Origin of the sequence: Pseudomonas sp. FH1, assembly GCF_000510895.2 — a bacterium.
Classification (GTDB): domain Bacteria; phylum Pseudomonadota; class Gammaproteobacteria; order Pseudomonadales; family Pseudomonadaceae; genus Aquipseudomonas; species Aquipseudomonas azotoformans_A.
In genome coordinates, this window is record NZ_AOHM01000022.1 from 81,485 (window position 1) to 94,908 (window position 13,424).

The following is a 13,424-nucleotide window of genomic DNA, read 5'->3' on the forward strand; positions in this document are numbered from 1 at the left end:
AGAGAAAAGAATGAGTTAGGCGTCGGGGCATGCATGGCAAACGATGGATCGACCCGAGCTGCAGATAAAAAGCGGGAAAAAACGCTGGGCATTAAAGCATTTTTCGACTTGGGACGTCATTCGCACCTGTTCAACAAGTCGACCGAATGCATGGCGCCCAGCGGCAATCAGGCGGTATGACAGGCAAAGCTTTAGGGAGTTTTATGGGAAAGGGATTTTTCACGGGAAAAGGCGGCGCCTTGCTGGGTGTTGACATCAATGACACGGCCATCCGCTTGATCGAGCTGGGCCGTTCAGCTTCAGGCTACAACGTTCAAGGCTACGTCACGCAAGCGCTGCCGGCGCAAGCGGTAGTCGACAGCACCTTCCTTGATCTAGAAGGGGTAGGGCGCGCCCTGCGCAGCGCGTGGTCGCGATTGTCGACTTCGGTTCGTGGTGCTGTCGCTGCGGTGTCCGGGCCCTCGGTGATCACGCGGATGATCGAGATGGACGCCGGGCTCTCTGATGATGAGATGACCTGGATGATCCAGATGGAGGCGGACCAGTACATTCCTTATCCGCTGGATGATGTGGCTATCGACTTTCAAGTGCGCGGGCCGACGGCCCTGGATCCGAGTCGGGTCGAGGTACTGCTGGCTGCATGCTTGAAGGAACACGTGGAGGCCCGCGAGGCGGTTTTGACCCTGGCGGGGCTGGTGCCGAAGGTGATCGATATCGAAGCGTTTGCATTGGCGCGCGCTTGCCGTCAGGATTTCGCCAGCTTCACGCCGAGCCATCGCGTCGATGGTGCACAATGGGCCGTGGATGCCCAGGGGATGGGAATTGCTTGCGGGTTGGCCCTGAGGAGTTTCGCTTGAAGACACGAATCAACCTACTGCCTTGGCGTCAGGCGCTGGCAGAGCGGCGACGCAAGTATCTACTGGCGTGCTTGCTGGCGTTCGCCTGTGCGGCGCTCGCGACCGTGTGGCTGGCGGACCAGGTCATCGACCAGGCCATCGATCGTCAAGTGACCCGCAATGACCATCTGGGCAAGGAGGTCATCGGCCTGGATTCACGCATCAAGACCATCGACGATCTGCAGGAGCAAAGCCAGCAATTGGCCCAGCGCATGAAAGTCGTGCAAGACCTGCACGATGCCCGCTCGCCAGGCGCGCAGCTATTGGACCAACTGGCGCGCGCGGTCCCCGACGGCGTGCACCTGCATGAAGTGGTCGCCAAGGGCGATACGGTCAGTATCAGCGGCAGCGCTGAGTCCAGCCAGGACGTCGCCCAATTGATGCGTCGCCTGGAGGCGGCGGAAGGTGCCCATTCCACGCGTCTGCAGCATGTGCGAACGGATGGCGCGCGCGGTAACAATGAATTCCAGCTGATGGTGCGTCAGGGAGAGTCCTCCGAGGCTCAACCTTGAGCCTGCCAAGGCTCAATCTTTCTGCACTCACTCACAACGCTGCAAAATGGCCCCTACCTGGCAAGGCCCTGTTGGGCTGTGCGCTGGCGGGCGTGGTGTTTGTGGTGGGCGACCTTGTGTACCTGAGCCCTTCGCGGGAGCGGTTGCGTCAGGTCGAAGCGCGGGAAGTGGCCCTACAACAGCAAATCGCACACAAGACTGGCCTGGCCGCCAGCCTTGAAGCGCGCGCACAGCAGCTTCAACGGATGCAAGTTAAGGTCAATGAACTAACGCAGGCGTTGCCCGGCGAGTCCGAAATGCCTGGCTTGCTCGAAGATATCGCGCGCCTGGCACTGGCCAATGGTTTGCTGGTCGAGAGCGTCACGCCGTTGGATGAGGAGTCTCAGCCGTTCTTTCACGAACAACTCGTGCAGGTCGGCGTCATGGGCACTTATCACGATCTGGCAATGTTCCTCACGGGTCTGGGCAGCCTGTCGCGCATCGCTACGGTGCACGATATGGCCCTGCGGCGTGATGGCAAGCTGCTGCGTCTGGACCAGCTGGTCAAGACTTACTGGCATGCGCAGGGCGGCGGGCAGCGTGCACCGCGACAGCTTTTTGCCTACGGCTTGTCGGGGTTGCGTGATCCCTTTCAACTGCTCGCAGCGCAGGTCGACCCTGTGAAGGGGCGGCCGGCCCGGGCGCCGGATCTCACCCGACCGCGTGGCGTGCTGGAAAGCCTCGCGGTTGACCAGTTTGAAATGGTCGGCACGCTGTCCCGTGGGGTGCAGGTTTTTGCCTTGCTACGTGCTGCCTCCAAGGTCCATCGCCTGGCGGTCGGAGACTACTTGGGGCCGGACCATGGTCGGATCACGGCCATCCATGAGCGCGCTATAGAACTGGTCGAGCTGTTTCCCGATGGTCAGGGCGCATGGCTGGAACGCCCGCGAACCTTGTTGTTAAACATCAACTCATAACGGAATCAAACAATGAAAAGGACTTTCTCGTCCTTCGGTGTGGCGCTATGGATAGCGTTCACGGCACCGATGGCTGCTGCTGTGCCCAATCGTGTGGATCTGATCCAGTTGCCGCCACCCGGCGTCGGTACACTGAGCGCCTACACAGGCGATAAGATCACCCTCAACTTCCAGAGCATCGAGTTGCGCACCGCGTTGCAACAAATTGCCGATGTGGCGGGCCTCAACTTGGTTGCCAGCGATGATGTGCAAGGCTCGATCACCCTGCGTCTCAAGGAGGTGCCCTGGGATCAGGCGCTGGACCTGGTGCTGCAAGCCAAGGGTCTAGACAAGCGGGTCAAGGCCGGTGTGTTGCTGGTGGCGCCGGCCGAGGAACTGGCTGCGCGTGAGCTGCTGACGCTGGAATCGCGCAAACAGATGGCCGAATTGGCGCCGTTGCGCCGGGAGCTGCTGCAAGTCAATTACGCCAAGGCGGCGGACCTGGCCAAGTTGTTCCAGTCGGTCACCGGCCTTGAAGGCGTGACCGATGAGCGCGGTTCGGTGGCGGTGGATGATCGCACCAACAACATCATCGCCTACCAGACCGTTGAGCGGCTGGAGGAGCTGCGGCGGATCGTGGCACAGCTGGATATTCCGGTACGCCAGGTGATGATCGAGGCGCGGATTGTCGAGGCCAATGTCGATTACGACAAAAGCCTGGGCGCACGTTGGGGTGGCCGGCTCAATCGGGGCAACTGGGGCGCGGGAGGCATTCCGAAGCCCCTGTCTGAAGGCGCGGAACCGCCGGAAAATCCACCCAGTTCGCCTTTCGTGGACTTGGGGTCACTCACCGGCACTTCGGGCCTGGGCATCGCCTATATCACCGACAACCTGCTGCTGGACCTGGAACTCACCGCCATGGAGAAAACCGGCAACGGTGAAATCGTCTCGCAACCCAAGGTGGTCACGTCCGACAAGGAAACCGCGCGCATCCTCAAGGGCACCGAGATTCCCTATCAGGAATCCAGCTCCAGTGGCGCTACGTCGGTTTCATTCAAGGAGGCCTCGCTATCGCTGGAAGTCACCCCGCAAATCACCCCGGATGACCGTGTGATCATGGAGGTCAAGGTCACCAAGGACGAGCCCGACTACCTGAACAAACTCAACGACGTACCACCGATCAAGAAGAACGAGGTCAACGCCAAGGTGCTGGTCAAGGACGGCGAGACCATCGTCATCGGCGGGGTTTTCTCCAATACCCAAAGCAAAGTGGTAGATAAAGTGCCATTTTTGGGCGATGTGCCGTATCTTGGCCGCCTTTTCCGGCGCGATGTGCTGGCGGAGAAAAAATCCGAGCTGCTGGTATTCCTGACTCCGCGTATTATGAATAACCAGGCGATTGCTGTGAGTCGTTGATTCTGTGCGAAATTTGATTCTTGTAGGACCGATGGGCGCTGGAAAAAGCACCATCGGCCGTTTGCTGGCCAAAGAGCTGCGCCTGCCGTTCAAAGATTCCGACAAGGAAATTGAATTGCGCACGGGTGCCAATATCCCATGGATCTTCGATAAGGAAGGCGAGCTGGGCTTTCGTGACCGCGAGCAGGCGATGATCGCCGAGCTGTGCGGCCTCGACGGCGTGGTATTGGCCACCGGCGGCGGCGCAGTGATGCGCGAAGAAAACCGCCGCGCGCTGCATGCCGGTGGTCGGGTGGTCTATCTGCATGCGTCGGTCGAGCAGCAGGTGGGCCGCACCGCCCGCGATCGCAATCGCCCGTTGCTGCGCACGGCCAACCCGGAAAAAACCCTGCGGGACCTGCTCACGCTGCGCGATCCCCTGTATCGGGAAATCGCCGATCTGGTGGTGGAAACCGATGAGCGGCCACCTCGGATGGTGGTCCTCGACATTCTTGAGCGCCTGCAACGGCTGCCACCCCGTTAAAGCCCGGCTCGAAATGCGCTATTCTCGGCGGCGCGCTATCACCCTGTGGGGTGTGGCGTAGAGCCATCAGGTGACGTCAGAACGTGACGTCATCGGTCGTCACAATATCTCTAACGCGGGGACACATGCAGACACTTAAGGTCGATCTAGGCGAGCGCAGCTACCCGATCCATATTGGCGAAGGTCTGCTGGACCAGCCCGAGTTGCTCGCACCGCATATTGCCGGGCGGCAAGTGGCGATCATCTCCAACGAAACGGTCGCGCCGCTGTATCTTGAGCGTCTGAGCCGCAGCCTGTCGGCCTATTCGGTGATCTCCGTGATCCTGCCCGACGGCGAAGCCCACAAGAACTGGGAAACCCTGCAACTGATCTTTGATGGCCTGCTCACCGCACGTCATGACCGCCGCACCACCGTGATCGCCCTGGGCGGCGGCGTGATCGGCGACATGGCCGGCTTTGCGGCGGCCTGTTACCAGCGTGGCGTGGACTTTATCCAAGTGCCGACCACGTTGCTGTCCCAGGTCGATTCGTCGGTGGGCGGCAAGACCGGCATCAATCACCCGCTGGGCAAGAACATGGTGGGCGCGTTCTACCAGCCTCAAGCCGTGCTGATCGACACCGCGACCCTCAACACCTTGCCGCCGCGCGAGCTGTCGGCGGGCCTGGCGGAAGTCATCAAGTACGGGTTGATCTGCGATGAGCCGTTCCTGGCCTGGCTGGAAGAACACGTCGACGCGTTGCGCAACCTTGACCAAGTAGCACTCACCGAAGCGATTTCCCGCTCCTGCGCCGCCAAGGCGCTGGTGGTGAATGCCGACGAACGGGAGTCCGGTGTACGGGCCACCCTCAACCTGGGCCACACCTTCGGCCATGCGATCGAAACCCACATGGGCTATGGTGTGTGGTTGCACGGGGAGGCTGTAGCGGCTGGCACCGTGATGGCATTGGAGATGTCGCAGCGCCTGGGCTGGATCAGCGCCGAGGAGCGTGATCGCGGCATCCGCCTGTTCCAGCGCGCCGGTTTGCCGGTGATCCCGCCGGAGGAGATGACTGAGGCGGATTTCCTCGAACATATGGCAATAGACAAGAAAGTGATCGACGGTCGACTGCGACTGGTGCTGCTGCGCCACATGGGCGAAGCGGTGGTGACCGACGATTATCCGAAAGAGATTTTACAGGCCACGCTGGGAGCGGATTACCGCGCCCTGGCCCAGCTTAAAGGTTAATAAGATCCCGATGACTAGTTTGCATGCCGACGAGGCGTTCCTCGGCCATTACCAGTTAAGCCACGACCCTTTTGCTCCACGGGTGCCTGGCTTCAAATTTTTCCCGGCCCAGCGCAAGCCAGTGCTTGGCCAGCTGCACCACCTCGCACGTTACAGTCAGCTGCTGCTGGTCGTGACCGGCCCGCTGGGCAGCGGCAAGACCCTGCTGCGCCAGGCCCTGGTGGCCAGCACCAACAAGCAGTCGGTGCAGAGTGTGGTGGTGTCGGCCCGTGGTGCCGGTGATGCGGCGGGCGTGCTGCGCCAAGTCGCCCAGGCGCTGGATGTAGCGACTGCCGAGCCGAATGCGATCCTCAAGCAAGTGGTGCAGCTGGGCCTGACCGGCCAGGAAGTCTACCTGCTGGTGGATGACGCCGAGCAGCTCGACGAATCCGCCCTGGAAGCGCTGCTGGCGCTGGCAGCCGGTACGCCGGAAGGTCGCCCGCACGTGTTCCTGTTTGGTGAGTCGTCGCTGATCGCCGAGTTGGAGCAGATCAGCGGTGACCAGGAGCTGTTCCACGTCATCGAGCTGCAGCCGTACGAAGAGGAAGAAACCCGCGAATACCTGGCTCAACGCCTTGAAGGCGCAGGGGCCGGTATCGAACTTTTCTCCGCTCAGCAGATCTCTGATATTCACGAAAGCTCCGACGGCTGGCCTGGCACCATCAACCAGGTTGCCCGCGATGCCATGATCGAAGCCATGATTGCCAGCCGCACTGCGGTCAAGCGTCCAAAGATGGGGTTCACTATGCCTAAGAAACACGTATTGGCTATTTCCGCCGTTGTCGTGGTCGCTGTCGCCGCCGCCTGGTTGATTCCAGGCCGCAGCAAGGCACCGACCACGGCCGGCGCGCCAACCGAACAGGCGCAGTTGCCACTGGGCAAGCCCACGCCAAACGTCGAGTTCGCCAACTCCGGCCAACCGACCAACCTGCCGATGGTCGGCCAGCCTGTGATGCGCGGTCCGCTCGCCGAAGAAGCCGGTGGCATCTCCGAAGGCGACGACGGCGTGCCGCTGGAAGGCTCCAGCGCCACACCACCTACCGTGACCACCACTGCGCCGCCTGCGGGCGTTCCAGCGGGCCAGCCGGCTGCGGTTGCCAAGCCGACTCCGGCACCGACTGTCGCCACCGCCAAGCCAGCGCCTGTAACCAAGCCGGTCGCGCCTGCGCCAGCCGCCAAGCCAGCACCGGCTGCGGCTGCCAAGCCTGCTGAAAAACCGGCCGCCACCGTTGCTAAAGGCGGCGCTGCTGGCGGCAGCTGGTACGCCAGCCAGCCGACCGGCAACTTCGTGGTGCAGATTCTCGGCACCAGCTCCGAAGCCAACGCCCAGGCGTTCGTGAAAGAGCAGGGCGGCGAGTACCGTTATTTCAAGAAAGTGCTCAACGGCAAGCCTCTCTACGTGATCACCTACGGCAACTTCTCCAGCCGTGCAGCCGCCGATTCTGCGATCAAAACCTTGCCAGCGAAGGTCCAGGCTGGTAAACCTTGGCCTCGCACTGTTGCCAGCGTTCAACAAGAACTCGCAACAACTCGCTGAAGATCCGGCGGCCTTACCCAGGCCGCCCTCCCGGCACCTCAAAAAATAACCGCAAGTGCGTGCAGTCTCTAGAGACCGCGCGCTTTGTGGTGTCTGCGTCACAGTAGCTTTTGAGTCGTAGCGGTCAGAATTAAAAAAGTTTTGACTAGCACAGCATATCGCTTTAAACCTTTCATAAATGCGACATAGATTTGCGACATTTCGTCGCTAAATTTGTGAGCGTCTGTGTCGGTGTGTACAATGACCTCCCTTTTGCCCCCGCTAAGCCGGCGTACGTTCGGCGTGGAAGGTAACCGGTTGAATTGAAAAGAAATTTGCCTCGATATAAGAGGCAGCCTGGTGAGAAAGTGTCTATGAAAGCAGGTCTGTACCAACCCGATGAATTCAAGGATAACTGCGGTTTCGGCCTGATAGCCCATATGCAGGGCGAGCCCAGTCATACCCTTTTGCAAACGGCCATCGAGGCCCTGACCTGCATGACCCACCGCGGTGGGATCAACGCCGACGGCAAGACCGGTGACGGTTGTGGCTTGCTGATTCAAAAGCCCGACCAGTTCCTGCGCGCTGTCGCAAAAGAGCAATTTGCGGTCGACCTGCCCAAGCAGTACGCCGTGGGCATGGTGTTTTTCAACCAGGACCCGGTCAAGGCCGAAGCCGCCCGCGAGAACATGAACCGCGAGATCCTGGCCGCCGGCCTGCAACTCGTCGGCTGGCGCAAAGTGCCAATCGACACCAGCGTACTCGGCCGCCTGGCCTTGGAGCGCCTGCCACAGATCGAACAAGTGTTCATCGCCGGCGAAGGCCTGAGCGACCAGGACATGGCGATCAAGCTGTTCACCTCGCGTCGTCGTTCGTCGGTTTCCAACGCCGCCGACACCGACCACTACATCTGCAGCTTTTCGCACAAGACCATCATTTATAAAGGCCTGATGATGCCGGCGGACCTCACCGCCTTCTATCCAGACCTGAGCGATGAGCGCCTGCAAACCGCAATCTGCGTGTTCCACCAGCGCTTCTCCACCAACACCCTGCCGAAATGGCCGCTAGCCCAGCCATTCCGCTTCCTCGCCCACAACGGCGAGATCAACACCATCACCGGCAACCGCAACTGGGCCGTGGCCCGTCGCACCAAGTTCGCCAACGATTTGATGGACCTGGAAGAGCTCGGCCCGCTGGTTAACCGCGTGGGTTCCGACTCCTCCAGCATGGACAACATGCTCGAACTGATGGTCACCGGCGGCATCGACCTGTTCCGTGGCGTGCGCATGATCATTCCGCCAGCGTGGCAGAACGTCGAAACCATGGACCCGGACCTGCGTGCGTTCTACGAGTACAACTCGATGCACATGGAACCGTGGGACGGCCCGGCCGGCGTGGTCATGACTGACGGCCGCTACGCGGTGTGCCTGCTTGACCGTAACGGTCTGCGCCCGGCGCGTTGGGTCACCACCACCAACGGCTTCATCACCCTCGCGTCGGAAATCGGCGTGTGGGACTACAAGCCTGAAGACGTTATCGCCAAAGGCCGCGTGGGCCCTGGCCAGATTTTGGCCGTGGACACCGAAACCGGTCAGATCCTCGACACCGACGCCATCGACAACCGCCTGAAGTCCCGTCACCCGTACAAGCAATGGCTGCGCAAGAACGCCCTGCGCATCCAGGCGACCATGGAAGACAACGACCACGGTTCGGCTTTCTACGATGTCGACCAGCTCAAGCAATACATGAAGATGTACCAGGTCACGTTCGAAGAGCGCGACCAGGTGCTGCGTCCGCTCGGCGAGCAAGGCTACGAGGCGGTCGGTTCCATGGGCGATGACACGCCAATGGCCGTGCTGTCCCAGCGCGTGCGCACGCCGTACGACTATTTCCGCCAGCAGTTCGCACAGGTGACCAACCCGCCGATCGACCCGCTGCGCGAAGCCATCGTGATGTCCCTGGAAGTGTGCCTCGGTGCCGAGCGCAACATCTTCCAGGAATCGCCTGAGCACGCCTCCCGCGTGATCCTCAGCTCGCCGGTCATTTCCCCGGCCAAGTGGCGCTCGTTGATGACCCTGGATCGCCCAGGCTTCGACCGCCAGATCATCGACCTGAACTACGACGAAAGCCTCGGCCTTGAAGCCGCTGTGCGCAACGTCGCTGACCAGGCCGAAGAAGCCGTGCGCGCCGGTCGTACCCAGATCGTGTTGACCGACCGCCATATCGCACCAGGCAAGCTGCCGATCCACGCTTCCTTGGCGACCGGCGCAGTGCACCACCGCCTGACCGAAAAAGGCCTGCGCTGCGACTCCAACATCCTTGTGGAAACCGCCACCGCCCGCGACCCGCATCACTTCGCGGTGCTGATCGGCTTCGGCGCCTCGGCGGTGTACCCATTCCTCGCGTACGAAGTGCTGGGTGACCTGATCCGTACCGGTGAAGTGCTGGGCGACCTCTACGAGGTGTTCAAGAACTACCGTAAGGGCATCACCAAGGGCTTGCTGAAGATCCTGTCGAAGATGGGCATCTCCACGGTTACCTCGTACCGCGGCGCACAGCTGTTCGAAGCCATCGGCCTGTCCGAAGAGGTTTGCGACCTGAGCTTCCGTGGCGTGCCGAGCCGTATCAAGGGCGCGCGTTTCGTCGACATCGAAGCCGAGCAAAAAGCCCTGGCAGCCGAAGCCTGGAGCGCGCGAAAGCCGATCCAGCAAGGCGGTCTGCTCAAGTTCGTGCACGGTGGCGAATACCACGCCTACAACCCGGACGTGGTCAACACCCTGCAAGCCGCCGTGCAGCAGGGCGACTACGCCAAGTTCAAGGAATACACCTCGCTGGTGGACAACCGCCCGGTGTCGATGATCCGCGATTTGTTCAAGGTGAAGACCCTGGACACGCCGATGGACATCAGCGAAGTCGAGCCGCTGGAGTCGATCCTCAAGCGCTTCGACTCTGCCGGTATCTCGCTGGGCGCCTTGTCGCCTGAGGCTCACGAAGCCCTGGCCGAAGCCATGAACCGCCTGGGTGCGCGTTCCAACTCCGGCGAAGGCGGTGAAGACCCGGCGCGCTACGGCACCATCAAAAGCTCGAAAATCAAGCAGGTTGCGACCGGTCGTTTCGGTGTGACCCCGGAATACCTGGTCAACGCCGAAGTGCTGCAGATCAAGGTGGCTCAGGGCGCCAAGCCCGGTGAGGGTGGCCAGCTGCCGGGCGGCAAGGTCAACGGTCTGATCGCCAAGCTGCGTTACGCAGTGCCGGGTGTGACCCTGATCTCGCCTCCGCCGCACCACGACATCTACTCCATTGAAGACTTGTCGCAGCTGATTTTCGACTTGAAACAAGTCAACCCGCAGGCGCTGGTCTCGGTGAAGCTGGTAGCAGAAGCCGGCGTGGGCACCATTGCCGCTGGCGTGGCCAAGGCCTATGCCGACCTGATCACCATTTCCGGCTACGACGGCGGCACCGGCGCTTCGCCGCTGACCTCCATCAAGTACGCCGGCGCACCGTGGGAACTCGGCTTGGCCGAAACCCACCAGACCCTGCGCGGCAACGACCTGCGCGGCAAGGTCCGTGTGCAGACCGACGGCGGCTTGAAAACCGGCCTCGACGTGATCAAGGCCGCGATCCTCGGCGCCGAAAGCTTCGGCTTCGGGACTGCGCCAATGATCGCCCTGGGCTGCAAATACCTGCGCATCTGCCACCTGAACAACTGCGCCACCGGTGTCGCCACTCAGAACGAAAAGCTGCGCAAGGATCACTACATCGGCACCGTCGACATGGTGGTGAACTTCTTCACCTACGTCGCCGAAGAGACCCGTGAGTGGCTGGCCAAGCTGGGCGTGCGTTCCCTCGAAGAGCTGATCGGTCGCACCGACCTGTTGGAAATCCTTGAAGGCCAGACCGCCAAGCAACATCACCTGGACCTCACGCCGCTGTTGGGCAGCGATCACATTCCGGCCGACAAACCGCAGTTCTGCGGCGTCGAGCGCAACCCGCCCTTCGACAAAGGCCTGCTGGCCGAAAAGATGGTGGAAATCGCCGGTTCGTCGATCAACGATGCCAGCGGTGGCGAATTCGCCCTGGATATCTGCAACTGCGACCGTTCCATCGGCGCACGCATCTCCGGCGAAATCGCGCGCAAGCACGGCAACCAGGGCATGGCCAAGGCGCCGATCACCTTCCGCTTCAAGGGCACTGCGGGCCAGAGCTTTGGCGTGTGGAACGCCGGCGGCCTGCACATGTACCTGGAAGGTGACGCCAACGACTACGTGGGCAAGGGCATGACCGGCGGCAAGCTGGTGATCGTTCCGCCAAAAGGCAGCGTCTACAAGACTCAGGACAGTGCCATCATCGGCAACACCTGCTTGTACGGCGCCACCGGTGGCAAGCTGTTCGCCGCCGGCACCGCCGGTGAGCGTTTCGCCGTGCGTAACTCCGGTGCCCACACCGTGGTGGAAGGCACTGGCGATCACTGCTGCGAGTACATGACCGGGGGCTTTGTCGCGGTACTGGGCAAGACCGGTTACAACTTCGGTTCGGGCATGACCGGCGGTTTCGCCTACGTGCTCGACCAGGACAACACCTTCGTCGACAAGGTCAACCACGAGTTGGTCGAGATCCAGCGGATCAGCGGCGAAGCCATGGAATCCTACCGGAACCACTTGCAGCACGTGCTGGACGAGTACGTCGAGGAAACCGGCAGCGAATGGGGCCGCAACCTCGCCGAAAACCTCGATGATTACCTGCGTCGTTTCTGGCTGGTCAAGCCCAAGGCTGCCAACCTGAAATCGTTGCTTTCCAGCATCCGTGCCAACCCGCAGTGATATGCGCCTGAAGAGTTTGATGAGGTTTTAACATGGCTGAACGTCTGAATAACGACTTCCAGTTCATCGATGTCGGGCGCAAAGATCCGAAGAAGAAACTGTTGCGTCAACGCAAGAAAGAGTTCGTGGAAATCTACGAACCCTTCAAACCCCAGCACTCGGCCGACCAGGCCCACCGCTGCCTGGGTTGCGGTAACCCGTATTGCGAATGGAAGTGCCCGGTGCACAACTTCATTCCCAACTGGCTCAAGTTGGTGGCCGAGGGCAACATCCTCGCCGCCGCCGAGCTGTCGCACCAGACCAACACGCTGCCGGAAGTCTGCGGCCGGGTGTGCCCGCAGGACCGTCTGTGCGAGGGTGCGTGCACCCTTAACGACGGCTTCGGCGCGGTGACCATCGGTTCGGTGGAGAAGTACATCACCGACACCGCGTTCGCCATGGGCTGGCGTCCGGACATGTCCAAGGTCAAGCCGACCGGCAAGCGCGTCGCCATCATCGGCGCCGGTCCTGCCGGCCTGGGCTGCGCCGACGTGCTGGTGCGTGGCGGCGTGACCCCGGTGGTGTTCGACAAGAACCCGGAAATCGGCGGCCTGCTGACCTTCGGCATCCCCGAGTTCAAGCTGGAAAAAACCGTCCTGAGCAACCGTCGTGAAGTGTTCACCGGTATGGGTATCGAGTTCCGCCTGAACACCGAAATCGGCAAAGACGTGACCATGGAGCAACTGCTCGAAGAATACGATGCTGTGTTCATGGGCATGGGCACCTACACCTACATGAAGGGCGGTTTTGCCGGTGAGGACCTGCCGGGCGTGTATGACGCGCTGGACTTCCTGATCGCCAACGTGAATCGCAACCTGGGCTTTGAAAAGTCGCCGGAAGATTTCGTCGACATGAAAGGCAAGAAGGTTGTGGTGCTGGGCGGTGGCGACACCGCGATGGACTGCAACCGCACCTCGATCCGCCAGGGCGCCAAGTCGGTGACCTGTGCCTATCGCCGTGACGAAGCCAACATGCCGGGCTCGCGCAAAGAGGTGAAGAACGCCAAGGAAGAAGGCGTGAAATTCCTCTACAACCGCCAGCCGATTGCGATTGTCGGTGAAGACCGCGTCGAAGGCGTGAAGGTGGTCGAGACCCGTCTCGGCGAACCAGACGCCCGTGGCCGTCGCAGCCCTGAGCCGATCCCGGGCTCCGAAGAAATCATCCCGGCGGATGCCGTGGTCATTGCTTTCGGTTTCCGCCCAAGCCCGGCGCCGTGGTTCGAGCAGTTCCAGATCCAGACCGACAGCCAGGGCCGCGTCGTGGCCCCGGAACAAGGCCAGTACAAGCATCAGACCAGCAACCCGAAGATCTTCGCCGGTGGCGACATGGTGCGTGGTTCCGACCTGGTGGTGACGGCGATCTTCGAAGGGCGCAATGCTGCCGAAGGGATCCTGGATTACCTGGGCGTCTGAGCCCTGATACCCGCGACAAATTGACCCGATAGACAAAAGGCACGGCTCATACCGTGCCTTTTGCGTCTGGCTCTGAGAAAATGCCCGCAC

General features: G+C 61.3%; 10 protein-coding genes. All 10 read left to right on the forward strand.

Features of this window, described 5'->3' with window-relative positions:
• Nucleotides 1–33: 33 nt before the first annotated feature.
• The 10 genes from H096_RS33845 (at nucleotide 34) to H096_RS09165 (ending at nucleotide 13,334) form a co-directional block, all read left to right on the forward strand.
• The gene (locus H096_RS33845) at nucleotides 34–180 is read left to right on the forward strand and encodes a hypothetical protein (protein WP_021492324.1); all 147 of its coding nucleotides are present in this window, start codon (nucleotides 34–36) and stop codon (nucleotides 178–180) included.
• Nucleotides 181–203: 23 nt separating this feature from the next.
• The gene (gene pilM / locus H096_RS09120) at nucleotides 204–857 is read left to right on the forward strand and encodes a type IV pilus assembly protein PilM (RefSeq protein ID WP_051421990.1); all 654 of its coding nucleotides are present in this window, start codon (nucleotides 204–206) and stop codon (nucleotides 855–857) included.
• A complete protein-coding gene (locus tag H096_RS09125; RefSeq protein WP_033897758.1) occupies nucleotides 854–1,408 on the forward strand; it encodes a PilN domain-containing protein in 555 nt (184 codons plus the stop codon). The genes pilM and H096_RS09125 overlap by 4 nt, the downstream gene beginning before the upstream one ends.
• Complete coding sequence (locus tag H096_RS09130; RefSeq protein WP_033897759.1) at nucleotides 1,405–2,364, forward strand: pilus assembly protein PilP; 960 nt, start codon at nucleotides 1,405–1,407, stop codon at nucleotides 2,362–2,364. The genes H096_RS09125 and H096_RS09130 overlap by 4 nt, the downstream gene beginning before the upstream one ends.
• Nucleotides 2,365–2,433: 69 nt before the next feature.
• A complete protein-coding gene (locus H096_RS09135) occupies nucleotides 2,434–3,759 on the forward strand; it encodes a type IV pilus secretin PilQ family protein (protein WP_033897760.1) in 1,326 nt (441 codons plus the stop codon).
• Nucleotides 3,760–3,763: 4 nt separating this feature from the next.
• A complete protein-coding gene (aroK, locus tag H096_RS09140) occupies nucleotides 3,764–4,282 on the forward strand; it encodes a shikimate kinase AroK (RefSeq protein ID WP_016979191.1) in 519 nt (172 codons plus the stop codon).
• A 125-nt stretch (nucleotides 4,283–4,407) separates the two neighbouring features.
• The gene (aroB, locus tag H096_RS09145) at nucleotides 4,408–5,508 is read left to right on the forward strand and encodes a 3-dehydroquinate synthase (protein ID WP_033897761.1); all 1,101 of its coding nucleotides are present in this window, start codon (nucleotides 4,408–4,410) and stop codon (nucleotides 5,506–5,508) included.
• Nucleotides 5,509–5,518: 10 nt separating this feature from the next.
• Nucleotides 5,519–7,084 carry an AAA family ATPase gene (locus H096_RS09150; protein ID WP_033897762.1) on the forward strand — a complete coding sequence of 522 codons (1,566 nt, stop codon included), beginning with the start codon at nucleotides 5,519–5,521 and terminating at the stop codon, nucleotides 7,082–7,084.
• Between the two features lie 353 nt (nucleotides 7,085–7,437).
• Entirely contained in the window at nucleotides 7,438–11,883 is a 4,446-nt protein-coding gene (gltB, locus tag H096_RS09160; RefSeq protein WP_033897763.1) for a glutamate synthase large subunit, read from the forward strand.
• Nucleotides 11,884–11,915: 32 nt separating this feature from the next.
• On the forward strand, nucleotides 11,916–13,334 hold the full coding sequence (locus H096_RS09165) for an FAD-dependent oxidoreductase (RefSeq protein WP_033897764.1): 1,419 nt from the start codon (nucleotides 11,916–11,918) through the stop codon (nucleotides 13,332–13,334).
• Nucleotides 13,335–13,424 lie beyond the last annotated feature (90 nt).